Origin of the sequence: Brevibacterium sp. CCUG 69071, from assembly GCF_021023135.1 — a bacterium.
GTDB lineage: Bacteria > Actinomycetota > Actinomycetes > Actinomycetales > Brevibacteriaceae > Brevibacterium.
Genome location: NZ_PGFV01000001.1, coordinates 65,853 through 82,149, shown reverse-complemented (window position 1 = coordinate 82,149; position 16,297 = coordinate 65,853). Strand labels below are relative to the sequence as shown.

Below are 16,297 nucleotides of genomic sequence, written 5' to 3'. Positions count from 1 at the left end.
CTCAGCGTTGTGGCAACTTGAATTGCACAGATTGCCAAACATCTCTAATGTGACTGACAACACCTACTGTTATGGAGATCACATCATGAGGCGTCTGGCTCGAGCGACTGTCGCGATCTGTTCCACCTTGGCCCTGACGCTGGGGTTGGCCGCCTGCAGCGGAGGCGACGACGATCAGGCCGGTGGAGCCGGGGACACACTCGTCGCCGAGACCGCGTTCAGCCTCACGACCATCGACCCCCATAGGCAGTTCGAGTTCACCGGGTCGACGATCGACAACGCCGTCTATCAGACCGCCCTCGAATTCGAAGACGGCGACCTCACGAAGCCCACTGATGGTCTCTGCTCCTTCGAGATGTCCGATGGCGACAAGACGATGACGCTCAAGCTCAAGCAGAAGGACGCGAAGTTCTCCAACGGCGATCCCGTCACCGTCGATGACATCGTCTTCTCCTTCGAGCGCCTCCAGGGACTCAAGGGCAATCCCTCCTTCTTCCTCGACGGGGTCGACGTGAAGAAGGTCGACGACGAGACGATCGAACTCAAGAGCGAGAAGCCCAACCCGGCACTGCCCTATATCCTCCCCAACTCCTCGATCGGCATCGTCAACTCCAAGGTCGTCAAAGAGAACAAGGGCACGACCGATGAGAAGGACGAAGCGGAGCAGTTCCTCAACGAGAACTCACAGGGCTCGGGACCGTACCAGATCGACACCTACGACCCGGACAGTCAGGTCGTGCTCACCGCCAACGAGAACTACAACGGTCCGGCGCCGAAGTACAAGCGCATCGTCCTGCGCAACGTCTCGGCCGAAACGCAGCTGACCGACATCCAGTCCGGGCAGGCCCAGGTCGCCTACGACCTCAACTCCGACCAGGCGAACTCGATCGATGACAGCATGGCGCAGAAGACCTCGCTGCCCTCGACCCGCAGCCTCTACATCTTCAACAATATGGACGACAAGGTCAGCGACATCACGACCAATGAGGACTTCCGCATGGCCGTGACCTCGGCCATCGACTACGAGAAGATCCTCGAACTCTCCGGAGACGGAGCCCAGCGCATGGCCGGTCTCGTACCGAATGAGTTCAACGGCGCCGTGCCGAAGGATCAGGCACCCGAACGCGATCTCGACAAGACCAAGGAACTCCTTGAGAAGTCCGGCTACGACGGCGAGGAGATCCCCTTCCACTACTCGAGCGACCAGTCCGTCAACGGCGTCGACCTCGCCCAGCTGGCCGAGACGCTGCAGGCTCAGCTCAAGGAGGCTGGCATCAACCTCGCCCTCAAACCCGCACCGAGCGCCACTCAGCTCGACGGCTTCCGTGCCGGCGAGCAGCCCATGGGCATCGGCACCTGGGGCGCGGACTTCCCGGATCCGTCGAACTACAACGTCTTCGTCCCCGGCGGCAGCGTCGCCGACCGCGTCAACTGGGACAAGGACGCCTCACCGGAGATCACGAAGCTCGCCGAGGCTGCCGAGAAGGCCGATGAGGACAAGCGCGGCGATGCCTACGCGAAAATGTACAAGTCACTCTCCGACACCGGTGTGTGGATTCCGCTGGTACAGCCCGTCGACACCATCGTCGTCGGCAACAGCGTGAAGAAGTACGTCTCCAACGCCGACACCTCGTTCGACTTCGCTCAGGCCGAGTGAGGATGGCGGAAGCCGCGAACGAAGGGTCGACCCTCGCCGAGGCGGTGCCCGGTCCGGGTGCCTCCGCCGGTGACGCCGCGCAGCGGATCAGACCCCCGAAGATCCACCCGCTGCTGCGATACGTCCTCGTGCGGATCGGAATCTCGATTCTCCTGATCTGGGGCGTGACCATCGTGACGTTCCTGCTCACGAACCTCGTCCCCACCGACCCGGTCGCCGCGATCCTCGGCGACAGGGCCGCCGCGGACCCGGAGATCGTCGCCCAGACCCGGGAGCGGCTCGGCCTCGACCAGCCGCTCATCGTCCAGTACTTCACCTACCTGGGCAATCTGCTCCAGGGTGATCTGGGTGTCTCGAATCAGACGCGCACACCCGTGCTCGACTCGATCGGGCAGGTCTTCCCCGCCTCGATCGAACTCGGCATCGGAGCGATCCTCATCTCCGTCATCCTCGGCCTCCTCCTCGGACTCCTCAGCGCACTCAAGCAGAACACGATCCTCGACCACGCGATCCGCACCCTCAGCCTCATCGGCATCTCCGCGCCGACGTTCTGGATCGCCACCGTCGGCTACTTCGTCTTCTTCTTCAAACTCCGCGTCGTCCCCGGCGCCGGACGCCTCGACCCGTGGATCACTCCCCCGCCGAAGGTCACCGGGCTCTACACCGTCGACGCCCTGCTCTCCGGGCAGATGGCCACGTTCACCAACGCGCTCGGCCACCTCGTCCTGCCCTCCTGTGTGCTCGCCCTGTTCACCATCGGCCTGCTCACCCGGTTCAGCCGATCCAGCGTCCTCGACGTCATCAGGCTCGACTACGTCACCGCGGCCAAAGCCAAGGGGCTGCCCACCGGCACCGTCGTCTTCAAGTACATCTTCCGCGGCGCCCTGGTCCCCATCATCACCGTCGTCGGCCTCGCCTTCGGGTCCCTGCTCTCCGGGGCGGTGCTCACGGAGACCGTGTTCGCCTGGAACGGCATCGGCCAATACGCGTTCCGCGGCGCCACGACACTCGACCTGCCCGTCATCATGGGCGTCGGCCTCGTCATCGGCATCGTCTACATCCTCGTCAATTTCATCGTCGACCTGATCTACGGCTTCGTGGATCCGAGAGTGAGGGTGCGATGAGCATCGGCACACCCAAACAGCCGCCGACGAACACGAACCCCGGCGCCGAGGCGGTTCCCGGCAATCCCGGAAGCCCCGGAAATCCGGGCAATCCCGTCGACCCCGGGGTCAGACGGTGGACGATCCGGTTCCCGAAGTCCCTGCGCACCCCTTTGGGATTCGTCGGTGCGGTCATCCTCGCCGTCTGGCTGCTCCTGGCGATCTTCGCCCCGCTCATCGCCCCCTTCGATCCGCTCGCCCAGAGCTTTTCCCGGCTGGCACCGCCCGGGGGTGAGAACATCCTCGGCACCGACACCCTCGGCCGAGACGTGTTCTCCCGCATCATCGTCTCCGCTCGCACCACGCTGCCGGCGGCCGTATTCGTCGTCATCTGCTCGGCCGTTCTCGGTTCGGTCCTCGGTGCGATCGCCGGCTACTTCGGCAAAGCCGTGGACGAGATCATCATGCGCATCGCCGACCTCGTCTTCGCGTTCCCGACGATCATCCTCGCCATGGTCATCGCCGCCGCCCTCGGACCGGGTCTGAAGAACGCGATCATCGCGATCCTGCTCGTCTCCTGGCCCTCGTATGCACGTGTCACCCGGTCGTTGGTGATGACGGCCCGCAACAGCGAATACGTCATCGCCGGCAGGCTCCTCGGATTCAGCGCCGGAAAGTCACTCACCCGCGAGATCGCCCCGAACGTCGTTTCCCCCGTCGTCGTGCTCGCCACCCTCGATGTCGGATCGGCGATCCTGACCATGGCGGGTCTGTCCTTCCTGTCTCTGGGCGTCGTCCCACCGACTCCGGACTGGGGAGCGATGATCAGTGAGGGAGTCTCCCAGTTCGCCGCCTGGTGGATCGCCTTCTTCCCCGGCCTGTGCATCCTCACGATCGTCATGGCCTTCAACTTCATCGGCGACAGCCTCCGCGACACCCTCGACCCGCACACCGCACAGGAAGTGGGTGAGACCACCTCATGAGCGTCATCAGCATCAGAGACCTCAACCTGTCCGTGACCACGGGCAAGACCACCAAGCACATCCTCAAGGACGTCTCCTTCGACCTCGAGGCCGGCCGTATCACCGGTGTCGCCGGAGCCTCCGGATCAGGCAAGACCCAGACCGGACTGGCCGTCATGGGCCTCTCCCCTGCCGGTGCCCAGCTGAGCGGAAGCATCGACTTCGACGGCGTCGAACTCGTCAACATGCCGGCCAAGGCGCACAACCGACTGCGCGGAGTGCAGCTGTCAATGGTCTTCCAGGATCCCGCCTCGGCATTCCATCCCATGCTCACCGTCGGCGACCAGATCACCGACCACCTCAGACACCATCAGAAGGTCTCGAAGAGGGAAGCCCGCGAACGGGCCGTGCACATCCTCGAACGCACGAAGGTGCCCCACCCCACCGAGGCTGTGGGCAAGTACCCGCACCAGTTTTCGGGCGGGCAGCTGCAGAGGATCGCGTTCGCCTCGGCGATCATCTGCGATCCGAAGGTGCTCATCGCCGACGAGCCCACCACCGCCTTGGATGTCACCGTGCAGGCGGGGATTCTGCGGCTGCTGCGTGAACTCTGCGACGACCTCGAACTCGCGGTCCTGCTCGTCACCCACGACTTCGGCGTCCTGTCCTCGGTCGCGGACACGATCGTCGTGATGAAGGAGGGAGTCGTCGTCGAAGCCGGAGACCGGGAGGCGGTCATCACCGCCCCGCAGCACGAGTACACCCGCTCCCTCATCGAATCCCTGCCCGGAGCGGAGGTCTCACAATGACGAGCACATCGGAGCCGGGAACCCTGGACCGGAACCCGAACCATGACAGCCCTCCGGCGCAGACACACCACCTGCTCGAGTTGGACGATGTCTCCTGCGAATACAAGCTCGGCGGCGGCGGACGCTTTCGCGCCGTCGACGGCGTCTCCCTCCACCTCGGTCGTTCCGAAGTGCTCGGTCTCGTCGGGGAATCGGGCTGCGGGAAGTCCACGCTGGCCAAACTCATCTGCGGACTTGAGAAGCCCGCGGGCGGTGCCATCACCTTCGATGCGCACCCGGTGAAGCCGTTGGGCTTGGGCAGACGCCCGAAGCACCTCCTCGGCATCCAGATGGTGTTCCAGAACCCGTACGCCTCACTCAACCCGCGCCGGCGCATCCGCGACCAGCTCAGCGATGCCCTCGCACTCGACCCGGGTGGAACGTGGACCGTCGAATCCCTGCTCGAGGCGGTCGATCTGCCGCTCGACTCCGCCCAGCGATACTCCCATTCCTTCTCCGGCGGCCAACGCCAGCGGATCGCGATCGCAAGGGCGCTGGCCGCCGGGCCGAAGGCGCTCGTCGGGGATGAGCCGATTGCCTCCCTCGATGCGTTCCTGCAGGCGAGGATCGCTCGGATGATGCGGGATCTGGCCATCGACTCCGGGGCCTCGATGATCTTCATCAGCCACGACCTCTCAGTCGTCCGCGACATCGCCGACAGGGTGGCCGTGATGGAGGCCGGACGCATCGTCGAGGTAGGGTCGACCGAGCAGATCTGGAACGATCCGCAACACAAGTACACACAAAAACTGCTCGCGGCAATCCCCCGCGTCGACGGCAAGGGAATCATCCCCGGCTGAGGCTCAGCCGCGAACGCAACGAGGAGGTCCGATGGTCACGGTGATCCGCGGGGCGGAGACCTATGCTCCCGAACGGATGGGACGGCAGGACATCCTCGTCGAGGGCCATCGGATCTCCCACCTCGGCGAGCTCACCGCAGAAGCCGTGGAGGCGCTCGAGAAGGTGCCGGGAACTCAGATCATCGACGCCTCGGGACTCACCGCCGCCCCCGGTCTCATCGATCCGCATGTCCACATCACCGGCGGCGGTGGTGAAGGCGGATATGCGTCGCGGACTCCCGAGATCACCATCACCGACATCATCGGTGCCGGAGTGACCACCGTGGTCGGCTGCCTCGGCACCGACTCCGTCACCCGCTCCCACGGGAACCTCATCGCCAAGGCCCGCGGCCTCGAAGAGGAGGGGATCACCACCTTCGTCTACACCGGCAGCTACCAGCTTCCGGCACGGACGATCACCGGTTCGGTCGTCGATGACATCGTGCTCATCGACAAGGTCATCGGCGCCGGGGAGATCGCGGTCTCCGAACGCCGCTCCTTCCAACCGACGATCGAGGCGCTGGCCGACATCGTCAGCCAATGTCATGTCGGCGGGCTGCTCAGCGGCAAGGCCGGAGTCACCCACTTCCACGTCGGATCGCATGCGAGTCGGCTCGCCCCGCTGCACCGACTGCTCGATGAGTATCCGATCGCGCCTCCGGCCGTCTATGCCACCCACATCACCCGAGACGATGAGCTCCTCGCCGACGCCGTGGACCTGGCGGCAAAAGGGGCGTTCGTCGACATGACGGCCGGAGCCTCGACCGTGGAATCGGTGAAAAGGTACCGCGAACTCGGCGGCGACCTGAACCAGCTGACGCTGTCCTCCGACGCCAACGGCAGCCTGCCGAAGTTCGATGACCGGGGGCGGCTCGTCGAATTGGCGGTGGCGAACCAGTCGACTCTGTTCGAACAGGTCTGGGCCTGCACCGACTCCCTCGAGCTGGACGTGTCCCAGGCGCTCGCCCTCGTCACCGCCAATACCGCCGATGCCCTCAGACTCTCCCACAAGGGTCGGATCGCGCCCGGTCATGACGCCGATCTGCTGCTCCTCGATGCCGACCATTCGATCCGGCATGCCTTTGCCCTGGGCCGACAGACCATCAGGGACGGACAGCTACTGGTCACGGGCACGTTCGACTGAGCGGGCCGCGACCGGGCCGCCACACACCTGGCCGTCGCGCACCGGGCCGAGCCGCCACGTACCGGGCCGCCGCACACCTGGCGTCCGGCTACCGCCTGATCTGCTGCACATACTCCCCCGGCCGGTACCCGGTGATGCGGAGGAAATCGGAGTTGAAGTGCGACTGATCGAACCAGCCGAGGCCGGCTCCCAGCTCCGCGAACGTGCCGTCCCACCCGCGGTCGAGGGCGGAGACGGCGTCGATCACGCGGGCCCGGGTGAGCAGCTTCTTCACCCCCACTCCGCAGTAACGGTCGAACATCCGCTGCAGTGAGCGCTCGCTCATCTCGACCCGACTCGAGAGCTCGCCGAGACTGATCACCGCGGGGTCCTCGAGCACCTCGAGGACTCGGCGGAAGCGGGCGTAACTGTCGGTGACCTGCGGACGGCGCGAGAGCAGCCACGCTTCGACCGCCTCGGCGAGATGGGACACGTCGGGTGGGCTGGGACCGACGAGCACCTCGGCGAGGTCGAGGTCATCCTCGATCTGCGGGAACCATGTGCTGCCGGACGCGGTCTTCTCTCGGAGATCGGACGGAGCTTGGTCCGAGAACGCGAGGGTCGCGCCGAGGTGGAAGTTCACGCCGAACACCCCGCCGCGACCATAGATTCCCACGTCGAAGCGGTGCAGGGTGATGGGTCCGGTGATCCAGGCTCCGGGGCCGGTCGTCGACGCTCGGCGGATGTCGCCGTATTCGAAGGTGAGGTTGATCGTCGGTTCGGAGACCGTGGCCGTCTGATACTTCTCGCCGGGCTCCAGGTCCCAGTCGACCGCCCAGAAGCGTTTGACGAAGGGCCGCAGCGTCTCAGGGACCACCCGCACCGTCGAATAGCGGGCGTGGTCGAGCAGTTCCCCCGGTCTGAGCACGCGACCGTAGAAGTGATCGGGGGCGCGGGTCACGAGTGGCGGGTTTTTCCTATCGACGACATCGTCCATGGGACCAGAATGGCAGACATGACTGACACAGAGATGAAAGACGCCCCCGTCGCTCCCGCTTCCGAGTCGGCGCCGGTCGCGAAACTGGCCATGGTCACCCTCGATGCTCCCGATGCGGCAGAGCTCGGACGCTTCTATGCCGAGGTTCTGGGGTGGCCGCTGGTCCATTCCGACGAGAACTATGCGATGCTCGCCGGACCCAGCCACGCGCTGGGCATCGGCACGATTCCCGATTTCAAGAAGCCGAACTGGCCCGACGACGGGCACAAGCAGTTCCACCTCGACCTCGCCGCCGATGACGTCGAAGCCGCGGCCGCTCGCTGTGTGGAACTCGGTGCCGCTCGGGCCGAACCACAGCCGGGTGAGACCTGGGTCGTGCTCCTCGATCCCGCCGGGCACCCCTTCTGCATCTCAGATGCGAAGAACTGGGGCTGAGGACAGCACCCACCTGGCGGTTCACAGACTTCTCGCGCTCACACCACCGTGAACTGACGGTCGTGCAGGCCTGTGGCGCTGCCGGGGATCGGCGGACGGTGCTGCGAGATCTGCACATTGCCGTCGGCATCCGTAGCGCGCACGGTCACCGTGTGGGTGCCCTTGTCGAGATCGTCGGCGACGAATCGCCACTGCCGCCAGGTGTCGACGGTGAGCTCCTCGCTCAGTTCGGCGGTGTGCCAGTCACCGGAATCGAAGCGCACCTGCACCTCGGCGATCCCGGTGTGCTGTGCCCAGGCCATGCCCGCGGTGACGATGCCGCCGCCGTCGCGCGATTCGACGCGGGCACCGGCGCGCGGCACATCCACACGGGAGGCGACGAGGATCGGCCCGTGCGTAGACCAGCCTCTTGTCGTCCAGTAGGCCTGCTTGTCGGCGAACCGGGTGACCTCGAGCTCGGTCACCCATTTGGTCGCCGAGACGAATCCGTAGAGTCCGGGGACGACGAGGCGGGCGGGGAATCCGTGCTCGCGCGGCAGCGGATCACCGTTCATCCCCACCGCAAGCAGCGCATCCCGGTCATCGGTGAGCGCCTCGAGCGGGGTCGAAGCGGTGAACCCGTCATCGGAGGTCGAGAGGACCATATCGGCTCCGGCCTGCGGTCGGGCCCGGGCCAGCAGCTCGCGCACCGGATAGCCCAGCCACTTCGCGTTGCCGACCAGGTCTCCGCCGACCTCGTTCGAGACGCAGGTGAGGGTCAGGTAGTGCTCTTCGAGAGGCAGGGCCAGCAGCTCATCCATGGTGATCGTGACCTCTTCCTCGACCATCCCGTGGATGCGCAGCGACCATGTCTGCGCGGACACGGCCGGCGGGATGAGTGCGGTGTCGATGCGGTAGAAGTCATCCCTGGCGGTGACGATGGGGGCGAGTCCGTCGATGTCGAGATCGGCACCGGCAGGAATCTCCGGTGCCGAGGTGGCCGGCCGTGGCAGCAGCAGCTTCGTCACCGTGCCTGCCGCACTCCTGGCCAGGACCGCCGTCGACTGTCCGGCGGCGATCGCGGCGATGCCGAGGGCACCGAGCCCGCCGGCCACACCGAAGAAGGTCCGCCGGTCCGGCGCCCCGTCCGGGGCCGAAGGCTCCTCCACCTGCTCCCCCTCCGAAACCGACGTCCCTTCCGAGACCGCCGTCCCCCGGTCGCCGAGGCGGATGAGCCCGAGGAAGCCCGCAGTTCCCAGCACCACTCCCCCGAGCGTCGGGAGCATGTCGATGACCCCTCCGCCCGTGCCCAGGGTGAGCACCAGCGGCAGGATCCCTAAGCCGATGAGTAGGACGAGTGAGAGCCCGCGCCGGCGCAGACCGATCCACCCGATGAGGCCGCCGAGGATCGTGCCCACCACGGCAATGGTGATGACGAGGGCCAACTTGTCGTGGGTGCCGAACAGCGCGATCGCGACCTTGATCAGAGCTGTCGGGGTCAGCGGGATGACGGCCCGACCGAGGATGAGCAGCGGCGCCGAAGTGACCGCCACGGCAGCGGCGATGAACTCGGCCGCGCCGAAGTAGATGAGGGTGGCGACGGCGCCTGCGAGGATGAAGATCGGCAGTCGGTGTGCGCTCATCGCGGGCCTCAGGCCAGTGCCCGGCGCAGACGCACGGCGGCGTCGAGGAGTGCGGCGAGCATCTCCTCACGATCGGGCTCGGTCAGCTCGGAAGCAGTGCGCATACCGTGGCTAAGGAGGACGACGACCTGGTCCGGCAGACTCTCGTCGTTCAGCTCGGGAACCGGCCGGCCCTCGGAGCCGATCGCGGAGAACTCGGCGAGCGCCTCGGCGATGGTCGCTCTTCTGCTCAGCCGCTCACCTGAGTCAGCGACGGGGGAATTCTCCCCCGCCTCGGCGAGCTGGACGGTGGTCAGTCCGATGATGCGCACACGCAGACGCCGGATCTCGGTCTCGATGTCCGCGGTCTCAGTCATGGGGCCATCATAGTTCCGTTCGTTCGAGACCGGCGGCTGCGACTGCGGCGGTGAGGAAGTCGAGCACGCGCTGCGTGGTCCGCTCGCGCAGCTGGGTAGTGGGCACGACCGCCCAGTAGTGGCCGCGGAAGCCGATGGCCTCGGGCAGCACGCGCACGAGCGATTCGTGGCGGGCCGCTGTGTAGGTCGGCATGATCGCCAGGCCCACTCCGGACAGGGCCGCCTGCTCATGGACGTTGAGGTTGTTCGACTGCAGTCGGATCTCAGTGGGCAGCTGCGGGCGCAGCGCCTCGAATTCGGGGACTCCGGCGATGGGATCATCGGCGTACCAGGCGAGCACATGTCCGTCGAGGTCTGCCGGCTCGGTGATCGGCCGATGTCTGTGCAGATAGTCTCTGTGCGCGAAGACCCCGATCTCGTAGTCGGCGAGCCGGCGTGCCCGCACCGTCGACGAGGACGGCTGCGAGCGCACGATGGCGACGTCGAAGGCATTGCCCTCGCGGGAGGCCAGGGAAGGTGCCGAGAGGATGTGGAGGGCGACGGCCTGGGTGGCCAACAGCTGGGCGCTCGCCGGAGTGAGCACGCTGGCGGCGAACCCGTCGGGGCTGAGGATCGTCCATTCCTCGGGTCCCAGCCGGGTCGGATCCCCGGTGGAGAAAGCGTCGCTGCCCAGCGCCACCATCCGAGCCGCAGGCAGCAGCCTCTCCCCATTGGAATTGATCGCCCACCCGCTGCGGGTGCGGGTGAATAGTCGCTGGTCCAGGGCGTGTTCGAGTCGTTGGACGCGCCGGCTCACCGTTGTGTGATCGACCCCGAGTTCCTCCCCGGCCCGGACGAGGGTGCCGGCCTGGGCGAGGACGTGGAAGTACCGCACGTCTTCCGCGTCGACTCCCATGTCGGCTCCTCCTCGTCTCGGGTTCGGTCTTCGACTCTACCCCGCCGAGGCGGCTGCCAGGTCCCGCGGTGACCGGTTCAGTCGATCGACGGCGGGCCCGCTCCGGGCGGTCCCGGTTCGGACGGGTTCCGGTTCAGTCAGTCGCCGGCGGGGTCGGTCCGGGCGGGATCCGGCTCAGTTCGGGGCGATCCACACCGTCATCGTCTCCTGGTAGGTGTCGAGCGCCTCGGGGCCGTTGTCCCGTCCCCAGAATCCGGATTGGCGATGTCCGCCGAACGGGGTCGCCGCGGTGCCTTCGCTGTAGCCGTTGATCGCGAGGGTGCCGACGCGGATGCGATCGGCCCACCATTTCGCGGTCCCCAGATCCTCGCACCACACGCTCGAGGCCAGTCCGAAGGGTTCGTCGTTGATCGCGGCCACCGCCTCGGCGCGAGTCGACCGGCGCAGCAGCTGGGTGAGCGGTCCGAAGATCTCGCCGCGACCGAGTTCGCTGTCATCGGGCACGCCCTCGATGACCGTCGGCGGATACCAGGTGCCCGCGGTGGGCACCTCGGCGCGGGTGTTGAGGATCCGCGCGCCCTTGCCCACGGCTTCGTCGACCCAGGCGGTGATCCTGTCGCGGGCCTTGACGTTGATGACCGGGCCGATGTCGGTGCCGTCGGCGAAGGGGTCGCCGACGGTGACCGCCTCGGCGGCGGAGATCAGAGCGGTCCGGAACTCGTCGAACCGGGCGTCATCGTCACCCACGACAATCACCCGGGAGGCGGCGGTACAGTTCTGTCCGCTCGTGCCGAAGGCGGCTCCAGCGATGTCGGCGGCGATGGCGTCGAAGTCGGAGGCGAACTCAGCATCGACGATATAGGCCGCACGTCCGCCGAGTTCGAGGGAGACCTTCTTGAGGTTCGACCTTGCGGAGGACTCGAGGAAGGAGCGTCCCACGGGCCCGGATCCGGTGAAGGTGAGCACGTCGATGTCCGGGTGCAGTCCCATGAGGGCCCCGATGTTCGCCCCGGTGCCGATGAGCACGTGGAAGAGTCCGTCCGGGACTCCGGCCTCCTTGGCCAGTCCGGCGAAGTGGAGGGCACTGAGCGTGGAATCCTCGGAGGGTTTGATGATCATCGCGTTTCCGGCCGCCAGCGCCGGTGCGACCTTCCAGCCGAGCATCGCGATCGGGTAGTTCCAGGGCAGGATGGCACCGACGATGCCGATGGGCACCGAACGCACCCAGCCCCAGCCGTCCGGACCCTGCAGGTGCCGGCCGTCATCGCGGGAGATGAGATCGGCACAGTAGCGCAGGTTGGCGGCGACGTCCTCGACGTCTTCGGCCACGCTGCCGGCGAACACCTTGCCGGCCTCGATTCCGTCGAGGTAGGCGATCTGTTCGGCATTGTCGATGACGAGGTCGGCGAGGCGGCGGAGCACCTGCACCCGCTGATCTCCGTCCTCGGCCCAGGATGCTTCCCGGAAGGTCCGGCGGGCGGAGGCGACCGCGGCGTCGAGCTGGTCTTCGGAGGCTTCGTTGATCGTGCCGATGAGCTCGCCGTTCGCCGGGGCGATTAGGTCGAGTGCCGGGCCCTGCCCGGTGGTCGCTCGACCGTCGGTGAAGACGCCGAGGTTGTTGTCGATGATGGTGGAAAGTGCCTGTCGGCCGGTGTCTGAGTCAGCCATGTCAGAGTCCCTTCTCGAGCGCGGTGATCGTTGCCAGCAGGCCCTCGAGCGATTCGGCATCGGCGGTGGGCAGAGGTGGGCGCACCGGCCCCTGGTCGATGCCGCGGCGGCTGAGCGACTGTTTGATCAGAGAGATGAACGCAGGGTTGTCCTCGATCTGCGCGAGCGCGTCGGACAGACCGTTCCACAGCTCGATCGCCTCCGCCCAGCGTCCGTCCCGGGCGTGTGCCCACAGTGTCTGGCACTGCTGGGGCAGCAGCCACGCCGAGGCGGCCACCCAGCCGCTGGCTCCCTGGCTGAAGCCTTCGAGGGCGATTCCGTCGGCCCCGACGAAGACCTCCACCTCGGTGCCGAGTTCGCGGCGCAGCTCGCGGATTCGGGTGGCCGCCCCGGAGGTCTCCTTGACGCTCCAGAGGGCCCCGGTGTCGGCGAGGGTGGCCAGGTGCTCCGGGAGCAGATCGGTGCCGGTCGAATGCTGGTTGTTGTAGACCATCACCGGCAGCGGCGAGTTCGTCATCACCTGGTGCAGGGCGGCGGTCGCGGAGTCGGGTTCGAGGCCGCCGTAGAAGGGCGGAGTGATCATGGCGGCATCGGCGCCCCACGCCTGCGCGTTCGCGATGTGTTCGCTCATCTGCGCGGGCGTGTAGGCCATGCAGCCGACGACGATGTTGGCGCGGCCTCCGGCTGCGTCGACGATCGCCCGGATCTGGGCCTCCCGTTCGGCGTCGCTGAGTGCCAGGGCCTCACCGGTGGCGCCGAGGCAGAGGATGCCTTCGACGCCGGTGCCCAGGACTTCGTCGACCCGGGCGGCGAGTCGGTCGAGGTGCTGTTCTCCGTCCTCGTCGAAAGGGGTGGTCGGTACGGCGAAGACGCCACGCATCGGATTCGTCATCGAATGGTCCTTTCGCTCTCAGTTTCGAGGCAGCCGAGCCTCGGTGACGGCGGGCAACCTCGTTGCTCCGACCCTAGGCAAGCCTGTGATCACAGGCAATAGCCGATTCTCCACAGCGATCTGGAGTTCTGCACACGATCCCTCCGGAGTTCTGCACACGCTGTCTCCTCGGAGTTCTGCACACGCTGTCTCCCCGGAAACGCCGCAGGGCGGACTCCCGAAGGGGAATCCGCCCTGAGGACGTGGTGCTGCGGACGAAGCGTTTGCTGCTTCGACCGGCGACCGGCCTAGTTCCTGAAGTAGGAGATGAGGCGCAGGATCTCGATGTAGAGCCAGATGAGGGTGACCATGAGGGAGAAGGCGCACATCCAGGAGTACTTCTCCGGGATCTTGTGCTTGACGCCCTCTTCGATCATCTGGAAGTCCATGATCAGGGTCATCGCGGCGAGCACGGTGGCGACGATGCCGATGATGATTCCCAGCGGAATGCCGAAGACCTCGATGCTGCGGGCTCCTCCGGTTCCGGTGAACATGGCGATGCCGAAGTTGATGAGCGAGAAGATCGCATAACCGCCGACGGCGATGAACATGAACTTCTTCATCTTCGAGCCGTAGCGCACGCCTTTGAACTTGAAGAGGGCGAGCATGACGCCGAAGACGCAGAGGGTGGCGAGGACCGCCTGAATGACGATGCCGTCGTACATCCTCTCGAAGATTCCGGAGATCCCGCCGAGGAACACGCCTTCGAACGCGGCGTAGCCGATGATCAGCGCCTTGCTCGGTTCCTTCTTGAAGGCATTGACGAGGCCGAGGACCAGGCCGATGAGCATCGCGGGGAAGGCGAGGACCGGCACGAACCAGCCGAGCACGGCACCGGCGAGGAGGATGGTGAAGAGAATGCCGGTCTTCATCATCACATCGTCGTAGGTCATCGCACGGTCGGCGACCTGCGGTCCGGCGTTGCGGTTCTCCGCTGCCGGCTGATTGAACAGGTTGTTGAGTTCCTGATCGGACATGACGGGCTGATTGCGGCCCGCCTGGGCGCCCTGGTTGATCGCCCGGTTCATCATGGGGTTACTCACGGTCGAGATCCTTTCGATCTGAGTAGACTTCGCGGTGACGCGGTGTCACGCGAGTGGTGATTCACGGTTCAAGTCTAGCGATAACACCTGGGCGGACACTGAAATTCCCAGGCCCCGAACGGCGAGCGTTGCACGATCGTAATGCCCGGCATTCCCTGGGGCCGTCGCGACTGTTCAAGCCTGCCAATCGCTGCCGAACAGCCAGCCATTCCGGTACTCCGACTCAGCCCATCTGGTAGTGGGTGGCCGCACCCGGTCCCCAGGGGATTCCGGTGGCCCACCAGACGAAGAACAGCAGCCCCCAGAAGATGAACATCGCGAACGAAAGCGGAATCGTGAACGAGAGGACTGTGCCGATGCCGGCATCGCGCTTATAACGCTGGATGAAGCCGAGGACGACGACGAAGTAGGGGCTCATCGGGGAGATGATGTTCGTCGTCGAATCACCGATCCGGTAGAGCGCCTGGGTGGTCTCCGGGGCGATGGACAGGAGCATGAACATCGGAATGAGCACCGGAGCCATGAGCGTCCACAGCCCCGACCCGGAGGTCAGGAACATCGCGCCCAAGGCCACGAGCAGCCACCCGCCGAGGAGGATGATGAAGGGCCCGGTGTTGAGCGAACCGAAGAACTCCGCACCGCGGATGGCGAGGATCTCGCCGAGGCTCGACATCTTGAACAGGGCGAGGAACTGGCTGGCGGCGAAGAAGAGGACGATGACGGGGACGAAAGGCAGCAGGCCCTTGCCCATCATGTCCGGAATGTCCGAGGTCTTCCTGATCGATCCGGTGGCGTAGCCGTAGACGATGCCGACGATGAAGAAACCGAAGCCGATGATGGCCGCGATTCCCGCCATCAGCCCCGACTCGGGTCCGAAGCCGCCGGCTTCGTCGCGGAGGAAGGAGCCAGCGGGCAGGGCGAGGAAGAACAGAATGGCCGCGCAGGCGACGATGCTGATGACCGCGAAGACCATGCCCCGCTTCTCGTTGGCGTCGAGCTCCATCTTCACGTCGAAGTTCTCGGGATCGTTCTCATCGGGTGCGTCGAGTTCGATCTGGTCTGCCCGCTTGGACAGGAGGAGTTCGGTGACGAGGGTGACGGCAGCGGCGACGACGAACATCGAGACGAAGTTGAAGTAGAAGTTCGCGACCGGGCTGACCGTATAGTCGGCGTCGATGATCTGCGCCGCCGAGGTGGAGAGTCCGCCGAGGATCGTGTCGAGCGAGTTGACCATCGGAGCCGCAGAATAGCCGCCCGAGGTGGCCGCATAGGCGACGAGGCAGCCGAGCAGCGGGTTACGGCCGACCGCTTTGAAAGCGAGTCCGCCGAGCGGAATCATGATCATGTACGAGGCGTCGGAGGCGATCGACGAGGCGGTTCCGGCGAGGGCGACGATGAAGGTGATCCACTTCGGCGAGGCGCCGGCGATGGTCCCGCGCAGCATCGCCGGGATGAGCCCCGACTGTTCGGCGACGGCGACGCCGATGAGCACGATGAGCACGAGCCCGAGCGGTGGGAAGGTGACGAAGTTGTTCGTCGCTCCGGCGACGATCTCGCGCAGGGACTCCGTGGAGAAGAGGTTGGTCACCGTCACCTTCTCATCGGTGGCGGGATTGACCGCGCTGAGCCCGGTGGCGGAGAAGATCGACGAGAGGATCATGACGATCACGGCCAGCGACAGGAAGAGCCAGAACGGGTGAGGCAGCTTGTTGCCGGCCCTCTCGATGATGACCAACAGGCGCATCAGCCAGCTGAGGTCGGAGGGTGCGTTCGACTTCTCGTCGACGGCGGCGGAGTTGCTCGACATGGGTTCTCCTC

15 protein-coding genes are annotated in these 16,297 nt (G+C 65.9%); 7 read left to right on the top strand and 8 right to left on the bottom strand.

Translation table 11 applies throughout. The features are described from left to right. The first annotated feature begins 85 nt into the window (after positions 1 to 85). The 6 genes from CV023_RS00390 to iadA are packed head-to-tail and all read left to right on the top strand — an operon-like array spanning position 86 to position 6,553. The gene (locus tag CV023_RS00390) at positions 86 to 1,657 is read left to right on the top strand and encodes an ABC transporter substrate-binding protein (RefSeq protein WP_230743489.1); all 1,572 of its coding nucleotides are present in this window, start codon (positions 86 to 88) and stop codon (positions 1,655 to 1,657) included. Positions 1,658 to 1,659: 2 nt separating this feature from the next. Further along, a complete protein-coding gene (locus tag CV023_RS00385; RefSeq protein ID WP_230743488.1) occupies positions 1,660 to 2,781 on the top strand; it encodes an ABC transporter permease in 1,122 nt (373 codons plus the stop codon). Further along, positions 2,778 to 3,743: an ABC transporter permease gene (locus tag CV023_RS00380; RefSeq protein ID WP_230743487.1), complete on the top strand. Its 966-nt coding sequence runs from the start codon at positions 2,778 to 2,780 to the stop codon at positions 3,741 to 3,743. The genes CV023_RS00385 and CV023_RS00380 overlap by 4 nt, the downstream gene beginning before the upstream one ends. After that, on the top strand, positions 3,740 to 4,531 hold the full coding sequence (locus tag CV023_RS00375) for an ABC transporter ATP-binding protein (RefSeq protein ID WP_230743486.1): 792 nt from the start codon (positions 3,740 to 3,742) through the stop codon (positions 4,529 to 4,531). The genes CV023_RS00380 and CV023_RS00375 overlap by 4 nt, the downstream gene beginning before the upstream one ends. After that, on the top strand, positions 4,528 to 5,370 hold the full coding sequence (locus CV023_RS00370) for an ABC transporter ATP-binding protein (RefSeq protein ID WP_230743485.1): 843 nt from the start codon (positions 4,528 to 4,530) through the stop codon (positions 5,368 to 5,370). Before CV023_RS00375 ends, CV023_RS00370 begins: the two co-directional genes overlap by 4 nt. Before the next feature lie 31 nt (positions 5,371 to 5,401). Then, on the top strand, positions 5,402 to 6,553 hold the full coding sequence (iadA, locus tag CV023_RS00365; protein WP_230743484.1) for a beta-aspartyl-peptidase: 1,152 nt from the start codon (positions 5,402 to 5,404) through the stop codon (positions 6,551 to 6,553). Positions 6,554 to 6,641: 88 nt separating this feature from the next. On the opposite strand, the gene CV023_RS00360 is transcribed toward iadA, so the two are convergent. Continuing rightward, positions 6,642 to 7,529 carry a helix-turn-helix domain-containing protein gene (locus CV023_RS00360; RefSeq protein ID WP_230743483.1) on the bottom strand — a complete coding sequence of 296 codons (888 nt, stop codon included), beginning with the start codon at positions 7,527 to 7,529 and terminating at the stop codon, positions 6,642 to 6,644. Between the two features lie 18 nt (positions 7,530 to 7,547). On the opposite strand from CV023_RS00360, the gene CV023_RS00355 reads away from it, so the two are divergent. After that, positions 7,548 to 7,964 (top strand): VOC family protein, encoded by a 417-nt coding sequence (locus CV023_RS00355; protein WP_230743481.1) that lies wholly within the window; start codon positions 7,548 to 7,550, stop codon positions 7,962 to 7,964. A 38-nt stretch (positions 7,965 to 8,002) separates the two neighbouring features. Here CV023_RS00355 and CV023_RS00350 read toward each other — a convergent pair whose 3' ends face one another. From CV023_RS00350 to CV023_RS00320, 7 genes are all read right to left on the bottom strand, one after another. Then, entirely contained in the window at positions 8,003 to 9,586 is a 1,584-nt protein-coding gene (locus tag CV023_RS00350) for a molybdopterin-dependent oxidoreductase (protein WP_230743480.1), read from the bottom strand. 8 nt (positions 9,587 to 9,594) lie between these two features. After that, positions 9,595 to 9,942 carry a hypothetical protein gene (locus CV023_RS00345; protein WP_230743479.1) on the bottom strand — a complete coding sequence of 116 codons (348 nt, stop codon included), beginning with the start codon at positions 9,940 to 9,942 and terminating at the stop codon, positions 9,595 to 9,597. Between the two features lie 7 nt (positions 9,943 to 9,949). Beyond that, complete coding sequence (locus CV023_RS00340; RefSeq protein WP_230743478.1) at positions 9,950 to 10,837, bottom strand: LysR family transcriptional regulator; 888 nt, start codon at positions 10,835 to 10,837, stop codon at positions 9,950 to 9,952. Between the two features lie 174 nt (positions 10,838 to 11,011). Continuing rightward, positions 11,012 to 12,505, bottom strand: a complete 1,494-nt coding sequence (locus CV023_RS00335; protein WP_230743477.1) for an aldehyde dehydrogenase family protein — start codon at positions 12,503 to 12,505, stop codon at positions 11,012 to 11,014. Position 12,506: 1 nt separating this feature from the next. Then, on the bottom strand, positions 12,507 to 13,397 hold the full coding sequence (locus CV023_RS00330; RefSeq protein ID WP_230743475.1) for a dihydrodipicolinate synthase family protein: 891 nt from the start codon (positions 13,395 to 13,397) through the stop codon (positions 12,507 to 12,509). A 287-nt stretch (positions 13,398 to 13,684) separates the two neighbouring features. Further along, the gene (locus CV023_RS00325) at positions 13,685 to 14,467 is read right to left on the bottom strand and encodes a Bax inhibitor-1/YccA family protein (protein ID WP_230744366.1); all 783 of its coding nucleotides are present in this window, start codon (positions 14,465 to 14,467) and stop codon (positions 13,685 to 13,687) included. 235 nt (positions 14,468 to 14,702) lie between these two features. Further along, on the bottom strand, positions 14,703 to 16,286 hold the full coding sequence (locus CV023_RS00320; protein WP_230743474.1) for an AbgT family transporter: 1,584 nt from the start codon (positions 16,284 to 16,286) through the stop codon (positions 14,703 to 14,705). Positions 16,287 to 16,297: the final 11 nt, after the last annotated feature.

Bases quoted from the DNA above. Each gene is read 5' to 3' on its own strand.
- CV023_RS00390 (WP_230743489.1), top strand. From the start codon at position 86: ATGAGGCGTCTGGCTCGAGCGACTGTCGCGATCTGTTCCACCTTGGCC.
- CV023_RS00385 (WP_230743488.1), top strand. From the start codon at position 1,660: ATGGCGGAAGCCGCGAACGAAGGGTCGACCCTCGCCGAGGCGGTGCCC.
- CV023_RS00380 (WP_230743487.1), top strand. From the start codon at position 2,778: ATGAGCATCGGCACACCCAAACAGCCGCCGACGAACACGAACCCCGGC.
- CV023_RS00375 (WP_230743486.1), top strand. From the start codon at position 3,740: ATGAGCGTCATCAGCATCAGAGACCTCAACCTGTCCGTGACCACGGGC.
- CV023_RS00370 (WP_230743485.1), top strand. From the start codon at position 4,528: ATGACGAGCACATCGGAGCCGGGAACCCTGGACCGGAACCCGAACCAT.
- iadA (WP_230743484.1), top strand. From the start codon at position 5,402: ATGGTCACGGTGATCCGCGGGGCGGAGACCTATGCTCCCGAACGGATG.
- CV023_RS00360 (WP_230743483.1), bottom strand. From the start codon at position 7,529: ATGGACGATGTCGTCGATAGGAAAAACCCGCCACTCGTGACCCGCGCC.
- CV023_RS00355 (WP_230743481.1), top strand. From the start codon at position 7,548: ATGACTGACACAGAGATGAAAGACGCCCCCGTCGCTCCCGCTTCCGAG.
- CV023_RS00350 (WP_230743480.1), bottom strand. From the start codon at position 9,586: ATGAGCGCACACCGACTGCCGATCTTCATCCTCGCAGGCGCCGTCGCC.
- CV023_RS00345 (WP_230743479.1), bottom strand. From the start codon at position 9,942: ATGACTGAGACCGCGGACATCGAGACCGAGATCCGGCGTCTGCGTGTG.
- CV023_RS00340 (WP_230743478.1), bottom strand. From the start codon at position 10,837: ATGGGAGTCGACGCGGAAGACGTGCGGTACTTCCACGTCCTCGCCCAG.
- CV023_RS00335 (WP_230743477.1), bottom strand. From the start codon at position 12,505: ATGGCTGACTCAGACACCGGCCGACAGGCACTTTCCACCATCATCGAC.
- CV023_RS00330 (WP_230743475.1), bottom strand. From the start codon at position 13,397: ATGACGAATCCGATGCGTGGCGTCTTCGCCGTACCGACCACCCCTTTC.
- CV023_RS00325 (WP_230744366.1), bottom strand. From the start codon at position 14,467: ATGATGAACCGGGCGATCAACCAGGGCGCCCAGGCGGGCCGCAATCAG.
- CV023_RS00320 (WP_230743474.1), bottom strand. From the start codon at position 16,286: ATGTCGAGCAACTCCGCCGCCGTCGACGAGAAGTCGAACGCACCCTCC.